The organism is Spirosoma validum, from assembly GCF_014699035.1.
In the GTDB taxonomy this organism is placed as follows: Bacteria; Bacteroidota; Bacteroidia; order Cytophagales; family Spirosomataceae; genus Spirosoma; species Spirosoma validum.
Window position 1 is genome coordinate 56,840 of record NZ_JACXAA010000005.1, and the last position, 23,187, is coordinate 80,026.

Below are 23,187 nucleotides of genomic sequence, written 5' to 3' on the forward strand. Positions count from 1 at the left end.
AACGTATGCCAACGCTCCCAACGATTGTAATAGCATGTGCCGCCATAACAACAGCGCTTATAACGGGTCTTTTCTATGCGTATTCCTGTTCCGTAAATCCAGGGTTAAACCGATTGTCCGATCTGGAATACGTAACGGCTATGCAGTCCATAAATAGGGCTATTCAGAACCCGTTGTTTTTCATTAGCTTTCTGGGCACTCCGATTTTATTGCCAGTTAGTACGTGGTTGAACTATAATCAACCCGTTTCGGCTCGGTTCTGGCTATTGCTGTTGGCCACAATTCTGTACCTGATTGGTGTACTGGGTGTTACAGCGCTGGGGAATATTCCACTCAATGAAGCATTAAACTCGTTTTCGATACAGACAGCCTCTGCTGAAGAAATTGCTGTCCAGCGCGTCCGGTTTGAGACCCCCTGGAACACCTGGCATACGATTCGGACGTTGGCGTCATTCGTGGCGCTGGTGCTGGTAGTCATCGCCTGTCTCAGTTCGAATACGAAATGATCTTGTTTCGACGAGCATTTCATACCCTGCCCTGAAAAGCATGAGTAGATAAAAGGATGTCGATGAACCGGGTGGAGTGGTGTTTTAGCTAATTCTGGGTAATTTTATGGATTATATCCTTGTCTAAATGGATCTATGATTATCCCTCCACTTCACCCTGAGGAAAGTAACCGGATAAATGCCTTAAAAAGTTATGACATACTGGATTCATTGTCCGAACAGGATTACGACGATATTACCAGCCTGGCGTCCGAAATCTGCCAAACGCCTATTTCATTAATCAGTCTTATTGACGACGAAAGGCAATGGTTTAAATCCAATCATGGGTTCGATATTCGGGAAACCCCGCGTGAGTACGCCTTCTGTACGCATGCGATTCTAAATCCGTACGAAACACTGGTTGTTCCCGACTCAAGGGAAGACGAACGCTTTGCGGGCAATCCGTTAGTTACTGGTAATCCCTACGTTATTTTTTACGCAGGTGTTCCCTTAGTTAATCCGGAAGGGTACCCGTTAGGCTCTTTGTGTGTTATTGACCACGCGGCAAAGCAGTTGAGCCAAACCCAACTGTCGGCGTTGAAGATTTTAGCGAAACAGGTCGTTAATCTGCTGGAGCTTAGAAAAAGCAACATAGCCCTCGCAACAGTCAAACGAATCGCGGAACAACGTAATACGGAACTGGAAAAATTGGTTGACGGAATTAGCCAGGAGGTGAAACCCAAACTGGCTCACATAGCCAATACTGTTCATCAATTAGAGAGCGGGCAGATGACTCTCCAGTCGGGTAAAGCTAATGAACTGTTTGTTGACATTCGCACATCGCTTAAAACACTAGAGGAAGTATTACACCGATTGCACTGAGGTGGATAAATCAGCCGACGGCCTAACCAATTGACTGAAATGAAGTTTTTTAACGAACGTAGTCATTGATTTTTCCATGAAGACCCTCATCCACGACGAAACTTCCATTCATTACGTAGTAGCGGGCAGTGAATCGCCTACACTGTTGTTTGTGCATGGGGCCAATATTGACCTCACGTATTGGGATGCACAACTCGCTTATTTTGAAGACCGCTACAACGTTATAGCGATTGACTTACCCGGTCATGGGCAATCTGGACGTAACAAACCGCACTGGACGGTAAAAGGCATGGGGGAGGACGTAGCAGCCTTCATAAAGAGCCTAAAATTAGAACAGGTCATTCTGATTGGACACTCCCTGGGTGGTAATGTGAATCTGGTCGCTGCCACAACGTATCCAGATCCAATTATCGGCTTTATCGGGATTGACAATTTCAAAAGTGCCGGACAACCGTTGCCATCGGAGTATCAGGAACAGAGCGAGCAAATTATCCAGCAGCTACACCAGAATTTCGCGGATACCGATGAGCAATATGCCCGCATGGTTCTGCTGACTCCCCAGACGCCGGAAGCGGTTTCATCTCGGGTCGTGCAGGATTACCGGGAAGCGTTTCAGCCAATGGCAACCGAAATCATTGAAGCTGTTTTTAAGAGCGAATACAAAACCGAGCAGGAGTTGCTTCCGAAACTTCCCTGTAAACTGCATTTGATTAACGTCGATTATATGCCTACGCAGGAAGGCCCGTTGCAGACGTATACGACCAAAGGTTATGCGGTTCATCACATGGCAGGCACAAGCCACTTCCCCATGATTGAAAAGCCCAACGAACTGAATAAACGGCTTGATGAAACCATTAAGGAAATCCTGGCGGAAAAACGAAGTAAGTAGGATTGCAGAAAGTGATTTAATGAAGACGTATTAACTTCGTCTTGCACTTCATGTGATTCAAACTATGCACCAAACCCTGCTACTTTGCTTATCGTTACTACTTGCCGTTTCAATTCTGGTTATGATAGGCCAACGCCTACGTATTCCAACGCCTATTTTTTTAGTCCTGAGCGGTCTGGGTATTAGTCTGATACCGGGAATTCCGCGTGTTGAGATAAATCCTGAATTGATTTTTCTGATATTCCTGCCGCCGTTGCTGTATGAAGCCGCCTGGTTTATGTCCTGGAAGGAATTCTGGCGTTGGCGACGGATCATTATGGTATTGGCTTTTGGTCTGGTGATTATAACGGCACTGGCCGTAGCCTACGTATCAAGCGCTTTGATTCCTGGATTCACGCTGGCATTGGGTTTTTTGGTAGGGGGTATAGTGTCCCCACCCGATGCAGTTGCCGCTACGTCGGTTCTGAAAAACGTAAATATTCCCAAAAGCACGATCAGTATTCTGGAAGGGGAGAGCCTGGTGAATGACGCATCGAGTTTAATTGTGTTCCGCTTTGCCTTAGTCGCTGTTACGTCGGGTTCATTTGTCTTCCGAACGGCGGCCGTTGATTTTTTCCTGGTCACGATCCTGGGGGTCGCCGTTGGACTGGCGGTGGCGGGCGTTTTTTACGCCATACACCGATGGTTACCGACGTCAACCCGAATCGGTGTGCTGCTGACGTTTATTGCGCCCTACACGATGTACCTGGTTGCCGAAGAATTTAAGGTGTCGGGCGTGATGGCCGTTGTCAGTGGGGGCTTATTTCTGTCCTACCAGAGTCACCGTATCCTGAACCATAGCGAGCGAATTCAGAGCGTAAGTATGTGGGGTACAGTGGTTTTTGCTTTAAATGGACTGGTATTTATTCTGATCGGACTTGAACTGCCCGTCATTATGAATGGTTTGGGCGACTATTCAAAGGTGGAAGCAATTGAATACGCGTTAATGGTCACGTCCGTGGTGATTGTTACCCGGATACTGTTTGCCTTCTGTTCAGCAGCCTTTACGCAGTTTATTGGCCAGTATATTACCGTAGCTGTGCGAAACGTTGGTTATCGGGCTCCAATCATCCTGGGCTGGTCGGGAATGCGGGGTGTTGTGTCCTTAGCATCCGCTCTGTCTGTACCGTTAGCCTTACAAAATGGCGAACCCTTTCCCCACCGAAATCTGATTCTGTTCATCACGTTTGTCGTTATCCTCGTTACGCTGGTTGTTCAGGGACTAACCTTACCACTGGTGATTCGGTGGGTCAATTTTAAAGATCCAATTCCTCGTTTACCTGACGATGAGCAACAGAACCGGATACGTATAAAATTGACAAAGGCGGCCCTTGAGCACCTCCAGACAAATTACGCTGACGAAGCGAATACCAACGAGTTAGTGAAAAATATGAAAGACCGGATGGAAAGTGATCTTCGCCAGACGAAACGTCATTTGGATTCACTGGAAGACGATGGCGAAAATGTAACGCGCTACAATCAAATCAGAACTGAAATCATCAAGGTTAAACGTGATGTATTGCAACGGCTGAATAGCAAGCAGGAATTTGACGATGATGTGATTCGCGGTGAAGAAGCCCGGATGGATCTGGAAGAAGAAAAGAGCAACCACCCGATCCATTGATTGCGCACAGCATCTGTTAGCGCATCGCCAGTTGCCCGTTAGTTGATCAGATTTTTCATGGTGTGTGAATAGAAGCGGAAAGCCTCTTTGTGTAGGTAAAGTTCGCCGGATAAAATGCTACGTACAATACCCCAATGTAGGTATTTTATGGATCACGAACAACCGTGTTCTTTGTTGTAACTCACTGTTCAACAAGCGATTTTATGAAATTGCTGCGGAGTCTTCTCGTGATAGCCTTCCTGGGTTGCGGATTAATCGAAGGGCAGGCGCAGTTTATGTTCATGCCGAATGAACAACGGTTGCACCTGCTCGATTCCCTCACTCGGGTTATGCAGATACTACGTCGGCAGCCCGCAGGTTTCCCGCGCGACACCGCTCTATTTTTTGCACTGGATCGGTATCAGTATCACTATTTCGATGTGAACCGGCCTTTTGCCGAAATCCGGCAAACGATGTCGTTCTATCCGGATTCGATGTATCGGATTGCTCGTCGGAATCACTGGCCTCTGGGCACGGCCATTGCCTTAGCTCGTCGGGCTGATGCGATTGGTTATCTGGGCGATAAAGCGTCGGCCGTCAGTTTGTATAAGCAGGCACTGGCCATTTTTGCCCGCCATCCATTGCCGCATGAGGAGAGCCTCGCCTTCATCAACCTGGCCGTTTGCTTCGCTTATCGAAAGAATGTTACCGGGCAGGACTGGGAAAAAACTACGGAGTATATGAACAAAGCGCTGGTAGTAGCGCGGAAAAATAATGACGTAGTATGCATTCACCAGTACTACAATTTGATGGGTGATTTTCACATCATCCGAAAACAGTATAAACAGGCGCTCCCATTTTACGAAGCCGAGCGGCCACTGATGCTTAAACACCGCTACCTGAGCGGCTACCGGACCAACCTGGCTTACCTGGGTATCTGTTATTTACACGTTAACCAGGAAGCAAAAGCCTGGCAATATCTGGATGAATTTTTTAAGGTCAGCAAGAGCAGTGAAGGCGCTTATGCCACCTACCTGCACCACGTCGTGCTATACGAAATCAGTAATTATTATTTATTGAATCGCAAAAACTACCGAAAAGCTTTAACCTATCAACTGGAATATGAACGCAATCTGAATGAGCGACCGCTATTTAACGTAACAGGTCATTATGAGGCTATGGCGCAGATCTATGCAGGGCTTAAACTGTATGAAAAAGCGTATCAATATCAGCAGCGCTACCTGGCTTCCCGTGATTCTCTCAAACTGGAAGATACAGAACGGCGGTTTTCTCAGATTGAGCATGAATTGGATCTTGAGCGGAAAGAGAATCAAATCAAGAGTCTACAAAATCAAACCCTCCAGCAGACAAACAAAACTCAACAAAGCCGCTTACTTTTTTTGGGGATCACGTTTCTATTGCTCGCGGGTGTGCTGATTTTGGTTATTTATTCCAACCGACTGAAAAAGAAAGCAATGACGTCTGAGCTTCGTCTGGCTAGTGAACGTAACGAAATCGATACGCGGATATACCAGGCCGAGGAAGCTGAACGGAAACGCATTGCTGCCGATCTTCACGATGATTTGGGCGGTACGCTGGCGACAATCCGACGTAAAATTGCTGATGGACGTCAGCAGTTTCAGCATACACAAGCTCACCAGGTATTCGACGAGCTTGACCCGCTCATTCAGAAAAGTGGTGAAGATCTCCGGCGTATCGCGCATAACCTGATGCCGCCCGAGTTTGCCCGAGTTGGATTGCGTAGTACACTGGAACAGTTCATACAGACCATTCCCCATCAGCCAACCCATTTTGAATTTTTAACGACTGGCCAGGAGGTAAAACTATCAGTAGACACGGAGTTGACCATCTATCGAATTGTGTCGGAACTTATTCAAAATACGCTGAAGCACGCCCACGCTAAACGTGCGTCGGTGCAACTGCTCTATCACGAAAACCGACTTTGTGTGCTTGTGGAAGATGATGGCGTGGGTAGCCGCGCCAAAAAAGGAGATGAACCTGACGGAATGGGACTTAAAAATAGTAATTTAAGGGCAGATTATATTGGTGCTACGTTGCGGAGAGAAACCGGAACGGGTGGCACGATGATTTTGTTAGAATTGCCCTATTCCTCTTTACATGCTACTCCCGACTCCAGCTCGGATTCTTCTGATTGACGATCATCGGCTGTTCAATGACGGGCTGAAATTACTGCTCAATGAGCAACCGGATTTGACTGTATGTGGACAGGTGTTTCGGGCAACCGACGTGGTCACTGCCGTTAATACGTTACAACCGGATTTGATTCTGTTGGATGTTAATCTCCAGGGGGTGAATGGGATCGATTTAGCGAAGAAGATCTCAAGTGCTTTTCAGAGTATTCGAATTATCATGCTAACCATGTATGATCAGCCCAAACTTCTGGAAGAGACGCGAAAGGCTGGTTTACACGGATATTTGCTGAAGGACACAACAACACCAGAACTACTGAATGCAATCCGATCGGTGTTGCAGGGAAAAACCAGCTTCGATGATGCTATTCTTACCGGCAGACTGTCAGAAGATGCGTTTGGCGATGATTTTGCCCGGCGACTCAATCTGACGTTCAGGGAGGTGGAAATTATCAAGCTTATCATAGCGGGCCTAACCAACGAACAGATTGCAGAAGAATTAGGAATCAGCGTGTTTACGGTTAAAACGCATCGAAAAAATATTCATTTCAAATTAGGCATAACCAACGTTGCGGAATTGATACAGTTTGCCATAAAAAACGGTTTATGACGCTGTAATCCGGGTTAAGCTTCGTTTGATCTGAATTTTATAAAAGCCAGAAGCCCCGACTACTGCGTGTAATCGGGGCTTCTGGCTTCTTTATTGTTCAATCAACCAAAGGCGTTAATATGCTTCTGAAAGATAGCTTCGTACTTATTAGCGGCTGCTGTTTGTTTAGCTTCTTTACAGGCTTCAACAATGTTCTGTAGGATGTACAGATCTGAGTCTGGGCTACCGAAGCGATTCCCATTACCACTCTTGTCGTACGTCAGATTCTGGTCGGCGCGGTTAGCCATGGTTTCGGCAATTTCGAGCGCTTTTTTCGTCTCACCCACTTCGAACAGGAACCGCACGTAGTTTGATGAAGTCTGTTCGTACGGTATACTCTTATCCGGAATTACCTTCAGCGAGTAATTGAGCACCTCGCGAGCCTTGTCTTTTTGCCCTTCGCGCATCAGCTGTTCGGCCAGTCGGAAAAAGGCAATCCGGGCCGAAACTACGGGCGAACCTTTGTAGGTTTCGTCATAATAAACGTTCGGGTTGTCGAGGTCACGCCAGAAGGTCTTTTTCATCATGTTGTTATACATGATACTGGAGTTTATGTACCCCTCCGAGGCTCCGGGAATCGCTACGGGCATCAACCGGTACGCATACCCTTCTAACTGCATGTAGCTTTTCAGGCTTAGGTAGTTATCGGGCGCTAATGTGCTGGCGAAATAAATAGGCCGTTTCCAGTTATTTGTCGCAATGATGTCGAGCATGATCAGGTCGGGCTTATAAAGATCTTTCTTCCCGATGGTCCACTGCAACGTATCTTTCACCATCGAACGTAGATTGGCCGGCACAAAATTAGCTTTATCGATTGCTGCTTTATCGATCGGCAGGAACAACACCGAAGACGGCAGTACGCTTGTCATATCGCCATTGGTGAGAGGCACCTGCAACGCCGGATTGTTCGTCTTAATCAGATTGACGTACTGTTTGAGGTCGATCCCATTTTTAACCCCCGGTACTTCGTAGAACGGCACAATGTCATTTTTACCCTTGTTGAAGTTATCGAACTCCAACGAAATGGGCAGAGCATCCGACTCGTACGTCTTTCGCTTCATCTGCTGAATGTACCACTCTGTACCCAGTAAGCTCAGGTTACAAACCCGTACATCGCGCCGGAAACCTTCAACTTCCTGTACGTACCACAACGGGAACGTATCGTTGTCGCCACCCGTAAACAGCACCGCGTTAGGGGCGCAGGAGTTGAGTAAGTTCTTCGCAAAATCGACCGAGTGATACCGGTGATTCCGATTATGGTTGTCCCAGCTTTTCGCACCCATCATGACTGGTACCAGCAGGGATAAACCGACTACCAGACCGTTACGTGCCATGTCTGATTTCAGATAAGCCCGTAAGCCTTCGGCCAGGGCCATTACGCCCAGACCAAGCCAGATCGCAAAGAAATAGAACGACCCAACGTAGATGTAATCCCGTTCACGCGGTTCGGATGGGGGCGAGTTCAGGAAGATCTGCAGGGCAATACCTGTGAATAAAAACAACAAACCCACAATCAGAAAATCACGCCGACGGCGGAAATACTGAAACGCAATCCCGAACAGCCCCAGGGCAAAGGGCAACATGTAAAAATTGTCGCGGGCTTTGTTGTTTTTCAGCAGATCCGGTACGTTCTGATCCGACGACCAGGGCAGCAGGTAAGCAGCCCCCTCTTCGTCGCTCTCGCGCCCGGCAAAATTCCACATCAAATAGCGCCACCACATGTGGCCCAACTGGTAGCTGAACAAAAACTTCAGGTTGTCGCCCATCGTCGGCTTCTGCCCTTCGGCTAAGCCCAGCATCTGTCGGTAAAGAGCCGGGTGATTTTGCTGGCTGCTGTAGACGCGCGGGAAAAGCATCTCATCGCCGGGGGCATAAACATACTCGGGCTGGTGGTCGAAGACTACATATTTATTGCCTTCTTTTTTCCACAAATCGGCTCCGTTTTTACTTTCAACCGGACGGGATGTAAAGACCGGACCATACAGCAAAGACCGGCTACCGTATTGTTCCCGACGCAGATACGATAGGAAGTTCAGCGCATCGCTCGGATCGTTTTCGTTAATGGGAGGGTTGAAATCAGCCCGCACCAGCACCTGCATGTAGGATGCGTAGCCGATCAAGACAAAGGCCAGCGACAAAAGCGACGTATTCCAGATAACCCGTTTCGTACGGGCCGACCAGATAATACCATACGTAATAGCGCCCAGGAAGACTACGGTGAAGAAAATTACCCCTGAGTTGAACGGCAGCCCGAACGTATTGACAAACAACCGCTCGACGGCGAAAGCCATGCCTGGCAGTCCCGGAATGATACCAGCGTTGATAATCACCAGAATGACCAAGCCAATGCCCGCAGCTATAACACCACCCCAGAACGTAGGTTTGGGGTATTTTTTAAAGTAATAGATCAGCGCCAGCGCCGGTAACGTAACGAGGTTCAGTAAGTGAACGCCGATGGAAAGACCGGTCAGGTAGGCGATGAAAATGAGCCAGCGGTTAGCAGCTGCTTCATCGTCGATACGTTCCCATTTAAAAGCGGCCCACACCACAATAGCCGTGAAAAATGACGACATGCCGTACACTTCGGCTTCAACGGCCGAGAACCAGAACGTATCGGAGAAGGTATAAGCCAGCGCACCTACGGCACCCGTACCAATCACCAGCAACGTATCGGCCGTGTTGTATTCACTTTCCGGTTTATCGAAGGTTTTCTGGGCCAGCATCGTAATAGTCCAGAACAAAAAGGCGATGGTGAAAGCACTCGCCAGCACCGATGCCATGTTGACCCAATACGCTACGTTCAACAAATCGCCAAACGAAAACATCGAAAAAATACGGCCCAGCAAAAGAAAAAACGGAGCACCGGGTGGGTGAGGAACCTGGAGTTTAAACGAACACGCAATGAATTCGCCACAATCCCAGAAGCTGGCGGTGCGCTCGACGGTACTCGCATACGTGAAGAGTGCGACGGCGAAAACGAACCAGCCTGTGAGGGTGTTCAGGCGTTTAAATGACTGCATACTAGTGAAGATTAATGGATTGCTTTTGTGTAATCGGACCGAACGGGCGGCCCCGCGCCGATGCTGTGGCCGACAAAATTACGTAAAAGAAGCCCGTCCGGGGTGGGCAGGCTGTTAAAGTTTGTTAAGGATGTTCCGATTGACAATCAGCTAAGCGTATATTTCACCCCGCGCGGCTTTCAGCGTGTTCTGCATAAGCGAGCAGATCGTCATCAGGCCAACGCCACCGGGAACGGGCGTAATAAAACTCGTTTTCGGGGCCACTTCGTCGAATTTGACGTCACCTTTCAGGGCGAAGCCGCTTTTCTTGCTGGCATCCGGTACACGTTCCAGACCCACATCAATCACAACAGCACCTTCTTTCACCATATCGGCGGTAACAAATTCTGGTTTGCCCAGAGCGGCCACTAAAATATCGGCAGTACGGCAGATTTCGGCGAGGTTCTTCGTGCGGCTGTGGGTTAACGTAACGGTGCAATTGCCGGGATACGTATTCCGTTGCATGAGAATCGACATCGGCAGCCCTACAATCTGACTCCGGCCGACAACAACGCAATGTTTACCTGACGTTTCGATGTTATAGCGCTTAATCATTTCCAGTACGCCCTGCGGAGTGGCTGAAATGTACGCTGGCAATCCTTTGGCCATTCGGCCGATGTTGATGGGATGGAAACCGTCGACGTCTTTAGCCGGGTCAATGGTTTCCATAATGCGGTCGGGATTGATATGATCGGGGAGGGGGAGTTGCACAATCAGACCGTCCATATCCGGATTTTCGTTCACGTCCCGAACCTTGTTTAATAACTCTTCCTCCGAAACTGAAGGGTCAAACCGGATAAGCGTCGAGTGCATACCCACCTCTTCGCAGTTTTTCATTTTCGACGCTACGTAGGTTTCGGAAGCCCCATTATTGCCGACCAGAATGGCTACGAGGTGCGGAATTTTACCGCCCTGCCCGCGAATCTGCGCGACCTCAGCCGCAATTTCCTGTTTGATCTGAGAAGAGAGAAGTTTACCGTCTAAAAGCTGCATGTTAAATAGAAGATGCTTTATGTCAGATAGTTATCGTTGGTAATGTTCGGGTAAGGTACACCATACATCAACTTGGTCGATAATCGGTTACGAAAGTACGACCCTGAAATAGATATTGGATAGGTTTGATACGAAACAACTCGATCTATTTTGATCACTGAAAGCAGAATGTGATTTAGAGTGAAACATAAAGCTCGTCCTATTTCGGACAAAGTTTCGTCCGTTTTCGTACCGGCAATTAAGTGAAATAGGCCTCAGATGCATTTTTTGCCACTTTGGCATACGTGGCATGGCTGTTGAGATTTGTAAGCAGACAGCTACTTACACGAATCACTCACAACCATGAAAACCATCATCTTGCCGCTTATTAACGTAGTAATCGTTGTTATTCTTGGCTTTATGCCTCAGCTTGCTCAATCTCAGTCTGCTGATTCGTATGTGCGGGAAGACTCCGCGCAGGCGTATTGGCGCGTTCGGGCTGAATATGCTAACACGAAACCCATTATTCAATTTTTTGATCGCCATCATCGACTTATTTATCAGGAGCAGCTTCCTGAATCGGCTCAACGTATGACGAGGCAGTCTACTCGTGCTTTCGACGTATTGTTGTCCAACTTAACGACTAACCGCATATTAGCTATGGCTTATCTGAATAATACTGACCTTTCTTTTGCGGCTGTCCCGTCTCTTATCACAACGAATACTTCGGCGCTGAGACAAACCATACGTAAGAAAGGGGAGGTTATAGTTGACATCAATCCTTCTCTTGATCAAATGGATAAGTTAACGCTTCGTTTAGCGCAGGCTAAGCATCGCCTGATCGGGATTAGTTTGGAAAACGAAGACCGAACAAGAACGTATTTTGATGATTGTTCGAACCAATCGATCTACCATCGAAATTTGAATCTGTCACAAATGCCGGGTGGAGTGTATCGTCTGAAGGTCAGTGCTTATTCAACCTCTGTTTCGTATTTGCTTACCATCGATCGGGCTGTAAGCCGCTATTATTTACAGAAAGAAGTTAAAATTTAGTGGGCTTGATTGTCTTCTTGTTGAAAGTTTACCCGTACTTCTGCTGCCATTCTTTTTTTAATTTCTTGTACTCTTCGTCTTCCCGAGCTTCCAGATACTTGCCGTAAAAAATTCGGGCTGATTCAGCTTTTACAGGATCTTCCTCGCGGGGGAGTTGTTCACGCCCATGCGCACCCGATTGACCTTTCTTATCGTCGGGGACGGGGCCGTCGTACTTCTTTCCCGTACGGTGATTGGCGTATCGGCGCGAACGGGTATAGCCCATTTGCAGAAACTTCCGGGCCATATCCATGCCGATGAAGTCGCCTTTTTCTTTGTAATCCAAAAATAGTTGATAAATTTTTTCGGACGATTCGTGGGCAATTTCCGGCGTTTTAAATTTCCAGTGGGGGAGAATCTCATCTTTGTACGGCCTCACGAGCAGAACACCCATTTCTCCCCTGCCCACGCGATAAAGTTCAGGTTGTTCGCGCAGGTTTAGCGTGCGATAATCAAGATCGTAGTTAAAGGCCCGGTTGTTGGTTGCCATTGATTCAACGTCATTTTGTTGTTAATAGCTATAACAATGAATGCAGTCAAGTATCTATTCCCGTAGTAAACGTGGATCGAAACGGTAAGGTTGTTTACTGACAATGGTAACCTCGGATGAACGATGATGAGTAGGGTTAATTAAAAAATTGTATTCGCCTTCCACAACTGCCGAAGGGACTTTTAGCAATAGAAACCGGTTGTTGGCCAGCCAGTTCTCTGTGATATCTTTAATGCTTGTTGGTGGGGTGAGCGTATTCCAGCCGTCGGGTAGCTGCTCTAACGGAACACTTACTATTGAATCGTCGGGTACCCGTATCGTAAGCATTCGATAATAGTCGGGTATGTATGATAAGGGGCTATGAACCAGAACTTCCAGCGTAGCTAAGGCTCTGGAACCGGCTGTGTATAATACAGGAGTTCCAACATAATTCCAGCGGCCGCCTGCCAGACGGGCACCAGTTCCAGTTAGATCATCCGCTCGACGGGCATTTGACAAACGATATACTTCCATCAAGCTAATACACCCCAGTCGATTCGGATTAGCTCGTCCAGAATGGCCTGAAAGCCGAACTGAGTATCCAGTAGTTCAATAGGTTTTTTGCCGCTAAAAATCGGGCTGGGATGATTCATCCAACCTTTAAATTTTTCAGAATTGCCAAAAATTTCTTCTCCGCGTTTATACAAATTGGCTAGTTGAAGCGCTTTCTCAGTTACGTCCTGAGGTAGTAGCTTCTCATCGGTGTAGCGTTGCCAGGTTCGCGCTGAAATATGAAGAATCACAAATAGATCTGCTTGAGTTAGATCGAGGTGACGAGCCATTGTGGCAACGGCTTTTTTAGGTAAACCTCTTCGGCTTAGTTCAATCAAATCAAAGATAGATTGAATGGGAGGGGTATTTTTTGCACCGAAATACTGATTGATTGTCATTACAGTCTTAGTTTCTGTGTCAGTTGGCGCAAATATAACGACAACTGTCGCAACGCGGTTCAACACGCACATTTTTTATCAGGATTGGGTTAGAATTCTGAAAGCTACTACCCAATGAATTTCTTTACTTTCGCTCCAAAATCGGGAGATTATGATTTGGTATAATAAACCAGCAATCTGGTCAGAAGATAGAGATCAGGTATACCTACGGGCCGAAAGTGATACGGATTTCTGGCGTACAACTCACTATGGGTTTATTCGCGACAATGGGCATGTCTATTACCGGGAACAGGCTGGTGATTTTGTGGCCAGTGTGAAGATTACCGGGCAGTATAAAAACCAATATGATCAGGCTGGGCTGATGATCCGAATCGATGAACGTAACTGGATCAAGACGGGTATTGAATACGTAGATGAACAGCAGCATGTGAGCGCGGTTGTTACGCGCGAGTTTTCAGACTGGTCGGTTTGTCCACAAAGTCACAACCCAACGTCTGTTTATCTAAAACTGATTCGGCAAGGTGATTCGGTCCGTATCGATTATTCGTTCGATGATTTTACGTATCAACTGTTGCGGATGGCCTATTTTCCGCCTGAGGTAACGGTACAAATCGGCTTAATGGCCGCTGCCCCTGATGGGGATGGGTTCGACGTAACATTTGAGCAGTTTTCTCTACTCGCGATCTCCTAAAACTGACTTATGGAGCTAGCCAAACCATTCTGGATTCAGGTTCATATTGAAACCGAGCCCTGGTCTGTCCACTGCGACTCAGGTGTAAATATTCCATCGCCAGTACGCGACATTCGATAACGGCGAAGTTGTTACGTCCGGCTTCGCTTTCTGCTTCCGACGGTAAATTTTCGCCTAAATACTCGGGAAAGCCAGGGTAGGGGCGCGGTTGTTCACTGCCGGGAGTTTGCTCGGACAGATACGCTTTGCGACTGCTGACGGAAAGTGTTTCCCAATGTTCGTCCGCTATATAGTCGTCGGTATGGAGTCGCGTTTCAACCGTCAGACGAAGCTGTATCTGGCGCTTTTCGTCCCAAAAAAGCAGGGTTGCCATTGGAAACGCTTCGAGTTGCAGCACTTTTTCGGCCCGGGCATCCGTATAAAACCAGATGTATTTGTGTGTCGGATCAATCCTCCGTAACACGACCATACGCGCATCAGCGCCCCTATCGGTACACGTAGCAACGGTCATGGTTTTGAACGGATCTTTTTTACGTCTGATGGCCGACTTTAGCTGACGCCAGCATTCCTGCTCGGACTCAGCAAGACTAGTATGTATTTCGTTAATATACTCTTGATTTTCGGAAGCCGTAAGGACTGACGATTGAAGGCTCATAAGACGGACTGATCAGGATGAGTCAACGCACTGTCTGCATTTTTTGTTTATAGAAACAGCTTTTGCCAGTAGTAAAATAGTTTGTTTAAAATGGCTTTTTTGGCCTATTTCGGCATAACCTAAGCGGTGATTTTTTAGTTTATTCATTACCTGATCGACTGTTTATAACCGAACGTATTCTTCCTATGTGTTTCCATAAATCACTCAATGTCAAGACTGAACAGCTCGAAGAACGCTACGACGCTACGTTGCCGGACTCGGCTAATTTTCAGCCGGTATATCACGCCAATGCGTACCAGTTTCCAGCCTGGCCGATTGTAACACACCAGGAACCGGGGACCTTGCAAATGATGCACTGGGGGCTGATTCCCCACTGGGCTAAATCGAACGACGATGCCACCGAGATACGTAGTCGGACTATCAACGCCCGCTCCGAAACGATCTATGAGAAACCGTCGTTTCGGTCGGCTGCGCAGTCTGGGAAACGCTGTCTGATTCCGGTTACCGGGTTTTATGAATGGCACACGATCGGCAGCAAAAAGTTTCCCTTTTACATCAATACGACCGACCAGAAAATTGTATCGATTGCTGGTTTGTGGGATGAATGGGCAGATTCAGACACAGGCGAATTAATACGTACCTACACGCTGCTGACGACTGATGCCAATCCATTACTAGCGGAAATCCACAACGCTAAGAAACGGATGCCCTGTTTGCTTACACCCAAAGCAGAACACGCCTGGCTCCATGATAAGCTATCCGAAACCGATGCTTTAGCGCTGTTGGCTAACCAATACCCGGCCAAAAAGATGCATAGTTTTAGCATCAGTAAACGTATCACATCGCGAAAAGAGCCCAATGACGTACCTGAAGTGATGGAGCCGTCTGATTACCCGGAATTGCGTGATAAGCCTCAATTATTTGCCTAGAGCGTGATTTAATTGTCAATGTGCATGGTTTTCGTTGAGCGTAGGCTGATCACAGACCGGCAGGAGGAACGCCATTTTACTATTCTGAATCCTGACCGAAAAAACTACGTTGTGATTAGGAATCACAAAAGCATCGTACTACAAACGGTAGATCAGGTAACTGGATAATGATGCCCGTTTGTCCCCAATGGAAGCCGCTTATGTATAATCCACAAAAATGAGCTGTTTTGTTGCGAATTTTGGTCAACTAAGTTGTCTTTTCAAATTAGCCTAACGTATTGAATTTCTTAGACAGCCTGTACGGCTGATCTCCTATTTATGAAAAAAAATGTACTTTCCTGTCTTATTGGTGCTGCTTTGCTAACTGCTCCTGTACTGGTCAGGGCGCAGTTTCCTTCTCTTCCAGGAGGTGGTCAGCAGCGACCAGCCGCCATTCCCGGCACATCGAGCGATGCTTCGCCACGAGGGAATGCTAAATTAACAGGTACGATTGTTGATTCGACGTCGAATAAGCCCGTCGAATTTGCCAGTATAGCACTGATAAGCGCGCAAACGAAAAAACCAATTGACGGAACGGTTGCGGATGACAAAGGGAAATTTACGCTGAACAAACTACCGGAAGGCGATTTTCAACTGCTGATTTCGTTTGTCGGCTACCGGAACAAAACTATTTCGAGTGTTAAACTCAACCGGAAAGGTGATGTTGATCTGGGCACCGTTAAACTAGGCGCCGACGTCAGGACGCTGAAAGAAGTTGAAGTGGTTGGGCAGGCGTCGCTGGTGGAGGAAAAAGTGGATCGGCTGGTGTATAACGCTGATCGAGACATCACTGCTAAAGGGGGAGATGCTACGGACGTCATGCGTAAAGTCCCGTTATTGTCAGTTGATTTAGATGGAAACGTTAGTCTCCGTGGAAGCAGCAATGTGCGCGTGCTGATCAACAATAAACCGAGCACCATTGTGGCCAGTAGCGTAGCGGATGCGCTCAAACAAATTCCTGCCGACATGATCAAGACCGTTGAGGTCATTACGTCGCCCTCGGCCAAGTATGATGCAGAAGGGTCAGCGGGGATCATTAACATCATTACCAAGAAAAACACATTACAGGGATTTACGCTGAACGTCGATTCGGGTATTGGTAACCGGGGCGCGAATCTGGCCCTGAACGGTAACCTGCGAACCGGCAAAATGGGTTTTAACCTGGGCGGCTTCGGACGCGCTAATTACAACGTACATGGTACGTTTGCCAACACGCAGCAGACGTTGAGTAAAAATGGGCCTATTACGACCGAGCAAACAGCTGACACACGTAATAATGGTGTCTTTGGTCAATATACGCTCGGCTGGGATTATGACATCAGCAAGAACAGTTCAATTACGGCAAGCCTGCGCTACGGTGCCCGCAACAATATTCAGTATCAGGATAATTTCCTGACGAAAACCAGCGGAGCCACGTATTTTCCCGTCTACAACAGCCGGAATGTGCAAACAAAGGACCTTTCCGGAACGGTCGATGCGAACATCGATTACACCCGCACGTTTAAACCTCAGCAGGAACTTAGCTTCTCGACACAATTCAGCCGGAACAACCGGAACAACGATTTCACAGCCGATATTTTGAGTTCGGCCGATTTCGCGACCATCAGCGCCCGCCAGCAGAACCTGAACAATAGCTATAATCAGGAATCGACCATTCAGGCTGATTATCAGACACCCATCGGCAAAAATCAACAGATCGAATTTGGTGGTAAAGGAATTTTCCGGCAGGTTGAGAGCGCGTTCAGTTACAACTACGGTGTTGGTACAGGCGGCTTTCAGTCTGACCCAAGCCGCGCTGGCAATACCTTAAACTACGATCAGAGTATTGGCGCTGGTTACGTTGCTTATACGCTGACAACTAAAAACAAGTATACGATCAAGGCGGGTACGCGTTACGAGCATACGACCATTAATGCCAACTATAGTCAGAACCAACCGGGCGAACAGGGGGGCGCAGCCGGGCAGGATTTAGGGATTCCGAGTTACAGCAATTTCGTGCCCAGTGTCAATATCTCAAAAACGTTGAAGGGTGGTAAAACGGTCAAACTGGCGTATAATCGTCGATTACAACGTCCAGGTATTCAGTTTTTGAACCCGAATATTAATGCGGCTAACCCAACCAACATTACGCAGGGTAACCCATTGCTATCACCTGAACTAACCGATAATTACGAGTTGAGTACGAGCGCATACGTCAAAAGTGTTTACCTGAACGTATCGTTATTTGCCCGGCAAACGAACAACTCCATTACGAGTGTGCGTGATACCGTTACGTCGAGCGTGGGGCAGGTGAATAACCCAGCGCTGGCACAGGTAATTCGTACGACGTACCTGAACATCGGTCGCGAATCGGCTTATGGAACAAACGTATTCGGTAATGCTACGTTGTTCTCAAAATGGCAGGTTGGTGGTGGTGTTGATTTGTATTATGCTTACCTGACCAACAACGATGCGTCGTCAATTTACCAGGCTACCAATTCGGGCTGGGTTATTTCCGGACGAGTGTTCACGAATCTGACGCTTAAGAATGGATGGGGTGTGCAGGGATTCGGTTTTTTCCGGGGTAAGCAGGTACAATTACAAGGCTACCAGGGCGGGTTTGGTTTTTATAGCCTTGGTGTAAAGAAAGACCTCAAGGACAAGCGTGGTAGCTTCGGGATTGCCGGGGAGAATTTCTTCAATCACCCGTTCACAGTCCGGTCGGAGTCGAGTTCGCCAATCTTTACCCAAAACAGTATAACCAGTCTTTACAATGCGGGGGTACGGGTCAACTTTAGCTACAAATTCGGCAAGTTGAGCTTCGATGCCCCACAACGTAAACGCGGTCGTTCTGTCGAAAATGACGACGTAAAAGGCGGTGAAGGCGGTGGCGATCAACCGCAACAGCAGCAACCCGCACAAGGCGGCAACCGGAGACCAAGATAACTAGTGGCAAAGGGGTAAGGGCAGGGGGCATAGGGTAGCTAAAATTTTTACCCTATGCCTTACCCCTTTGCTCTATAACATCGCTGCGCCAAAAACGCCTGCGCTATCGCCTAACTTGGGTTTTAGGAAGCGGGTATTCAATTCCCGGCTATTGAAAACGTATTTTCGGGCGCGTTCAACACCTTCCGTATATAATAGATCGATGTTGCCTAAACCACCACCCAGCACGATCGCATCGGGATCGAGGATGTTGACGATCACGGAAATGGCCCGGCCGAAATATTCCAGCAGCCGGTTTACGGTTTGACTGGCCACCAAATCGTTACCCTGCTGATAGCGGTCCATAATCTCCTGCATCGTGTGCGCTTCGCCACTGATTTGCTGGTAATAGTGTTGCAGCGCTGGCCCTGAAATGACTTTCTCTACACAACCCCGCTTACCGCAGTAGCACGGATAGCCATTCTCTTCCAGGACATTATGACCCCATTCGCCCCCAATACCCTGTAAGCCATTGAGCACGAAAGGTCGTTTATCCCGGCCCTTCGCCCGAACGACAATCCCTCCGCCAACGCCTGTGCCCATAATGACGCCGAACACCGTCTGAAAATCAGGCACTACGTCGGGTACGATGCCCATTGTCGCTTCGGCAAGTGCTAAGCAGTTCGCATCGTTAGCTATTTCAACCGGTAAGTTTAACAATCGAGCCAGATCCTGCTTCATCGGTTTGCCATTCAGCACAGTTGTGTTGCAGTTTTTCATGGCTTGCCGGGCCGGATCGAACGTACCGGGCGTGCTGAAACCAATCCGTTCGGGTTGTTGGCCTGTTTCGGCTTTAAGCATATCAATGAGCTGAACGATCTGGTTCAGAATGTGATCGTATCCTTTGTGCGCTTCCGTGTCGATACGTTTGCGGATGAGAACGGCGTCGGGCTTAGGAGCAGAAAGAACAACGCCTTCTGTTTTAGTGCCGCCCAGGTCGATGCCCCAGTAAGTCTGCATAAATGGATAAAGAGTTTGCGGAATACGAAATAAGCGTTTATTCGGTTTAGCGCGTAGTTTTACCGTTAAAAACTAATTAATCATTTTAGTATGCTCACTCCCGGACAACAAGCTCCCGACTTCAAGCTCTTTAACACCAACAAAAAGGAAGTGTCACTGCAAGACTTTCGCGGTAAAAACCTGATTATCCTGTTTTTTCCGATGGCCTTTACCAGCGTCTGTACGGCCGAACTTTGCGAAATGCGCGATAACATCAGTACCTACGCCGATTTAAATGCGGAGGTGGTCGGTATCTCCGTCGATTCCCCCTTTACGTTGGCTAAATTCAAAGAGGACCAGAAACTGCCCTTTGATCTATTATCGGATTTCAACAAAGAAGTTTCGCAGGCGTATGATACGTACTATGAAACGTTTGCCCTGAATTTGAAAGGGGTTAGCAAACGTTCAGCCTTCGTTATTGACGGGGACGGAGTGATTCAGTATGCCGAAGTCCTTGATAATGCTGGTGATGTCCCCAGTTTTCAGGCTATACAGAAAACGTTGGCGAAACGTTAAAATGAGCTTGGTTTGGTGGTGTCCGGTGGTGTCAGGTTCGAAAACCTGACACCACCGGACACCACCAAACCAAGCTCATTTTAACGATGCTACCTGACTCTCGTATTTCTGAGCGGCTATTTTGGAGCGCTGGGCTACAGAAAGCCCTTGCTGGGCATTTTTAAGCGCTTCGACTTTCTGTCCCTTTTTTTGGTAGGTTACGGCCAGTTCGTAATAAAGGTCGGCGACGGGTTGCGTCGTCTGCTGTTCAGGAGTTACTGTCTTTAGGCCATCTGCCGCCCAGGTTGGCATTACGGCTAAATACGTAGTATCTGACGCTTTTTCGTTGAAATAATGCATAATGTATGCATATTCAGCAATCCCTGTTTTAGGAGCCTCACGTCGATAGTCGTTGAATCGCTGCACAGCCGCCTGGGTATTTTTTTCGCGGAAATACGCTTCCAGTTCTTTCAATAACGTACGGGCGGCTGCTTCCTGAACAGGAACACCCATAGCGATTAGATGGTCGCGGATCTGAACGATTTTTGGGGCAGGATACAGGCCGCCTTTTAGGCCATATAAGGCCCTAAAGATGATTCGATCGCCCGTTAGCCGAACAATGTTTTCAGGATAAGCAGCCTTGAATTCGCCTAGATGACTGAAGAAGTAAACCGCAGCTGGATTCTCGATGTCATCAATGATCTGTTGCAAACAATAAAGACCGATCTGACTTTTGATCTGATCGGGTTGCATGGTTTTTCCTAGAATCTCGCTGATGTCGTGCAGGCGGACGTTATCCGATCGGGTAATGCTGTACTTGCCATAGTTGACTAAAAATCCAAAATCTCGCTCGCCCGCGTCGAAACGAGCGGCATAGCCAGACGCACGCTGGGCGGGATTGAGCGCCGTGCGACCCACAGAAATAACTTCTTCAATAAAAGCGGCTTTCTCCTTTTTTTCGGCTACCGCTGATACGTGAATCAGCGTTCCGTCACTGTCGAAGAAAAGACACAATGGGTATTCCGGGAAACCAATCTGTTTCTCTTTTTGCAAGGCGTCGGCTTCCGGTGAATTGGCTTCCACTTTCCAACTGACAAAATTTGCATTAAAAAAATCGCCAACCGGCTTTTCATCCAGAATGGGAGCCAGGGCTTCGCAGTGCGGACAGCCTTTCAGGTAAACTTCTACGAAAAGCGGTTTATGAGCGGTACGAGCAGCCGCCAGCGCTGTAGTGAAATTGCCCTGCTGAAAATAAATGCCGGGCAGCAACGCCTGAGCATGCACAACAGATTGATAAACCAGTAAGAAACAGAACCATACCGCACAACGCGTCAAACCGGGGGAAAATCTTATCATCACTCCAAAGAAAATTACGTGTAATTATGCGCTTAGAAGCCGAAACAAATTTGCTTAACAAGCGTGGCGAAAGTCAGCAGTCGTTTTTGTCAATACGAATAAATGTACAGACCTTGTACAAAAGTAACTGTTGACTAGTAAAAAATCCCGAATCCAGAGGTCTAGCTTCTTCGGATTCATTATTTATCTACATGGCCTGGTATCACACTTTTTTTCAGGGATTGCCGCAGGACGCCTGGAAAGCAGCTCAAACAGAAGAACAAACTCAGCTTGACCTCGAATTGCTGGTTGAAACACTTGACTTTGGTCCCGACGATCGCTTGTTGGATGTGTTTTGTGGCTATGGTCGTCACGCCATACCCCTTGCACGCATGGGTGCCCACGTAACAGGTGTGGATATTTCGCCTGAATACATCGCCGAATTGCAGACGGGTGCTGATGCGGAGAAATTGTCTGTGGTAGCTATCGCTGATGATTTTTTGGGAGTATCGAAGAGCAAAATCGGTGCGCCAGCTTCGTTCGATGCCGCCTATTGTCTGGGCAACAGCTTCAGTTTCTTTCCCCAGCCAGATATGCTGGCCTTTCTTAAGAGGATTGCTACGTTACTCAAACCAGGTGGGCGATTTCTGGCGCACTCCGAAATGATTGCCGAATCTGTTTTGCCCGACTATCAGGCTCGTAACTGGCAGCCCGTGGGCGACGATATTCTGTTCTTGGTTGAAAATGAATACGATCCCCTCGAAAGCCGAATCGATTCGTACCTGACTTACATACGTAGCGGTGATATTCAGACACGCACAGCCCAGCACTATGTGTATACGCTGGCCGAATTGCGCAGACTCTTCACTGAAGCCGGTTTAACAGTCATTGCCTGCTATGGCACCGTCGAAGGCGAACCGTATTCTCTCGGCGACGAAGCGGTATGGCTTTTAGCTAGTAAAGAGGTTTAATTGAGTTTTGTAATTCTTTGATAAAGAAGCCAATAAACCATTTAATAGATTTGTTGGTGACGAATAGCCATATACGTTCGTCACTAACAGTATAAATAAGTGATAGGGTTGAAATTTTCTTAGAAATTCGTCTTATTTTTTCAATAATTCGGATACAAATCCGTAATTTTCATGGGATTTAACACCGTTAACTACCGACTGAGAACCTACTTCTATGCAAACTATCGAACGTAAAGTGCGTAGCCGTGAGCAAACCCGTTCGGGCATCGTCAATACAGCCAAAGCCATTGCCAGCCGCGAAGGATGGCAGGCCGTTTCGATTCGAAAAATCGCTGATGCGATTGAATATAGCGCTCCTGTCGTTTATGAATATTTTGATAGTAAAGACATCTTACTTGATGAAATTCGGAACGAAGGCTTTCACTATTTACAGCAGGAATATGAGCGCATCGTGAAGCTCTACCGCGACCCTGAGAAGCGGCTTTTCGAGATTTCGCTCATCCAATGGGAATTTGCCCGCGAACAGCCAGAAATTTACCAGGTGATGTATAATCTGGATGGGGCTTATTGTACGTTGCCAGTTTATCAGTCAGAAGCAATGCAGGCCGTAAGCCGAATCGTTTCTGATACGATTTATTCGTTTATTCCCAAAGCGAAAGAAGCCATTAAGCGACTTTATTTTCAATGGTGGTCAGTTTCGCACGGCATGATTATGCTGGCAATGATGCTTAAAGACGAACAGCCGCTCGATCAGTCTGAACAGCTGTACCGTGAAACCATGCGGAAGTTCGTGCGTGATTTGCGTTGAATTTACGGACTAAAGTATAAGTCGTCAGTCAGTAACTCCAG

21 protein-coding genes are annotated in these 23,187 nt (G+C 47.6%); 13 read left to right on the forward strand and 8 right to left on the reverse strand.

Annotated elements, in window-relative coordinates; all coding sequences use genetic code 11:
- Window positions 1-5: 5 nt before the first annotated feature.
- The 6 genes from IC230_RS14735 to IC230_RS14760 all read left to right on the forward strand — a co-directional run bounded on the left by IC230_RS14735 (window position 6) and on the right by IC230_RS14760 (window position 6,679).
- The gene (locus IC230_RS14735) at window positions 6-506 is read left to right on the forward strand and encodes an anthrone oxygenase family protein (RefSeq protein WP_191039805.1); all 501 of its coding nucleotides are present in this window, start codon (window positions 6-8) and stop codon (window positions 504-506) included.
- Window positions 507-641: 135 nt separating this feature from the next.
- Window positions 642-1,367: a GAF domain-containing protein gene (locus IC230_RS14740; RefSeq protein ID WP_191039806.1), complete on the forward strand. Its 726-nt coding sequence runs from the start codon at window positions 642-644 to the stop codon at window positions 1,365-1,367.
- Window positions 1,368-1,443: 76 nt separating this feature from the next.
- Complete coding sequence (locus tag IC230_RS14745; protein WP_191039807.1) at window positions 1,444-2,256, forward strand: alpha/beta fold hydrolase; 813 nt, start codon at window positions 1,444-1,446, stop codon at window positions 2,254-2,256.
- A gap of 64 nt (window positions 2,257-2,320) precedes the next feature.
- On the forward strand, window positions 2,321-3,919 hold the full coding sequence (locus tag IC230_RS14750; RefSeq protein WP_191039808.1) for a Na+/H+ antiporter: 1,599 nt from the start codon (window positions 2,321-2,323) through the stop codon (window positions 3,917-3,919).
- Window positions 3,920-4,122: 203 nt separating this feature from the next.
- Complete coding sequence (locus IC230_RS14755; RefSeq protein ID WP_191039809.1) at window positions 4,123-6,075, forward strand: tetratricopeptide repeat-containing sensor histidine kinase; 1,953 nt, start codon at window positions 4,123-4,125, stop codon at window positions 6,073-6,075.
- Window positions 6,038-6,679 (forward strand): response regulator, encoded by a 642-nt coding sequence (locus tag IC230_RS14760; protein WP_191039810.1) that lies wholly within the window; start codon window positions 6,038-6,040, stop codon window positions 6,677-6,679. Before IC230_RS14755 ends, IC230_RS14760 begins: the two co-directional genes overlap by 38 nt.
- Before the next feature lie 101 nt (window positions 6,680-6,780).
- Here the strand turns inward: IC230_RS14760 and IC230_RS14765 are convergent, their stop codons facing one another.
- Window positions 6,781-9,738 (reverse strand): DUF2723 domain-containing protein, encoded by a 2,958-nt coding sequence (locus tag IC230_RS14765; protein ID WP_191039811.1) that lies wholly within the window; start codon window positions 9,736-9,738, stop codon window positions 6,781-6,783.
- A 150-nt stretch (window positions 9,739-9,888) separates the two neighbouring features.
- Entirely contained in the window at window positions 9,889-10,770 is an 882-nt protein-coding gene (locus tag IC230_RS14770; protein ID WP_191039812.1) for a bifunctional 5,10-methylenetetrahydrofolate dehydrogenase/5,10-methenyltetrahydrofolate cyclohydrolase, read from the reverse strand.
- A gap of 342 nt (window positions 10,771-11,112) precedes the next feature.
- On the opposite strand from IC230_RS14770, the gene IC230_RS14775 reads away from it, so the two are divergent.
- Window positions 11,113-11,802, forward strand: coding sequence for a hypothetical protein (locus IC230_RS14775; protein WP_191039813.1), 690 nt, complete (start codon window positions 11,113-11,115; stop codon window positions 11,800-11,802).
- 28 nt (window positions 11,803-11,830) lie between these two features.
- On the opposite strand, the gene IC230_RS14780 is transcribed toward IC230_RS14775, so the two are convergent.
- Genes IC230_RS14780 through parS form a run of 3 tightly spaced genes read right to left on the reverse strand, consistent with a single transcriptional unit; the run spans window position 11,831 to window position 13,260 of the window.
- On the reverse strand, window positions 11,831-12,331 hold the full coding sequence (locus IC230_RS14780; RefSeq protein ID WP_191039814.1) for a DUF4385 domain-containing protein: 501 nt from the start codon (window positions 12,329-12,331) through the stop codon (window positions 11,831-11,833).
- A 54-nt stretch (window positions 12,332-12,385) separates the two neighbouring features.
- Entirely contained in the window at window positions 12,386-12,844 is a 459-nt protein-coding gene (locus IC230_RS14785; RefSeq protein WP_191039815.1) for an RES family NAD+ phosphorylase, read from the reverse strand.
- Window positions 12,844-13,260: a type II RES/Xre toxin-antitoxin system antitoxin gene (gene parS / locus IC230_RS14790; RefSeq protein ID WP_191039816.1), complete on the reverse strand. Its 417-nt coding sequence runs from the start codon at window positions 13,258-13,260 to the stop codon at window positions 12,844-12,846. Before parS ends, IC230_RS14785 begins: the two co-directional genes overlap by 1 nt.
- A gap of 151 nt (window positions 13,261-13,411) precedes the next feature.
- Here parS and IC230_RS14795 point away from each other — a divergent pair, with 151 nt between their 5' ends.
- Entirely contained in the window at window positions 13,412-13,951 is a 540-nt protein-coding gene (locus IC230_RS14795) for a DUF1349 domain-containing protein (RefSeq protein WP_191039817.1), read from the forward strand.
- Between the two features lie 7 nt (window positions 13,952-13,958).
- Here IC230_RS14795 and IC230_RS14800 read toward each other — a convergent pair whose 3' ends face one another.
- Complete coding sequence (locus IC230_RS14800; protein WP_191039818.1) at window positions 13,959-14,606, reverse strand: pyridoxamine 5'-phosphate oxidase family protein; 648 nt, start codon at window positions 14,604-14,606, stop codon at window positions 13,959-13,961.
- A 185-nt stretch (window positions 14,607-14,791) separates the two neighbouring features.
- On the opposite strand from IC230_RS14800, the gene IC230_RS14805 reads away from it, so the two are divergent.
- Both IC230_RS14805 and IC230_RS14810 read left to right on the forward strand, forming a co-directional pair.
- The gene (locus IC230_RS14805; RefSeq protein ID WP_191039819.1) at window positions 14,792-15,535 is read left to right on the forward strand and encodes an SOS response-associated peptidase; all 744 of its coding nucleotides are present in this window, start codon (window positions 14,792-14,794) and stop codon (window positions 15,533-15,535) included.
- A 318-nt stretch (window positions 15,536-15,853) separates the two neighbouring features.
- On the forward strand, window positions 15,854-18,499 hold the full coding sequence (locus IC230_RS14810) for a TonB-dependent receptor domain-containing protein (RefSeq protein ID WP_191039820.1): 2,646 nt from the start codon (window positions 15,854-15,856) through the stop codon (window positions 18,497-18,499).
- Between the two features lie 72 nt (window positions 18,500-18,571).
- On the opposite strand, the gene IC230_RS14815 is transcribed toward IC230_RS14810, so the two are convergent.
- Complete coding sequence (locus IC230_RS14815) at window positions 18,572-19,498, reverse strand: ROK family protein (RefSeq protein ID WP_191039821.1); 927 nt, start codon at window positions 19,496-19,498, stop codon at window positions 18,572-18,574.
- A 90-nt stretch (window positions 19,499-19,588) separates the two neighbouring features.
- Here IC230_RS14815 and IC230_RS14820 point away from each other — a divergent pair, with 90 nt between their 5' ends.
- The gene (locus IC230_RS14820) at window positions 19,589-20,053 is read left to right on the forward strand and encodes a redoxin domain-containing protein (protein WP_191039822.1); all 465 of its coding nucleotides are present in this window, start codon (window positions 19,589-19,591) and stop codon (window positions 20,051-20,053) included.
- Window positions 20,054-20,128: 75 nt separating this feature from the next.
- Here IC230_RS14820 and IC230_RS14825 read toward each other — a convergent pair whose 3' ends face one another.
- Complete coding sequence (locus IC230_RS14825; RefSeq protein ID WP_191039823.1) at window positions 20,129-21,388, reverse strand: thioredoxin family protein; 1,260 nt, start codon at window positions 21,386-21,388, stop codon at window positions 20,129-20,131.
- A 191-nt stretch (window positions 21,389-21,579) separates the two neighbouring features.
- Here IC230_RS14825 and IC230_RS14830 point away from each other — a divergent pair, with 191 nt between their 5' ends.
- Both IC230_RS14830 and IC230_RS14835 read left to right on the forward strand, forming a co-directional pair.
- Complete coding sequence (locus tag IC230_RS14830) at window positions 21,580-22,338, forward strand: SAM-dependent methyltransferase (protein ID WP_191039824.1); 759 nt, start codon at window positions 21,580-21,582, stop codon at window positions 22,336-22,338.
- A 214-nt stretch (window positions 22,339-22,552) separates the two neighbouring features.
- Window positions 22,553-23,146 (forward strand): TetR/AcrR family transcriptional regulator, encoded by a 594-nt coding sequence (locus tag IC230_RS14835; protein WP_191039825.1) that lies wholly within the window; start codon window positions 22,553-22,555, stop codon window positions 23,144-23,146.
- Window positions 23,147-23,187: the final 41 nt, after the last annotated feature.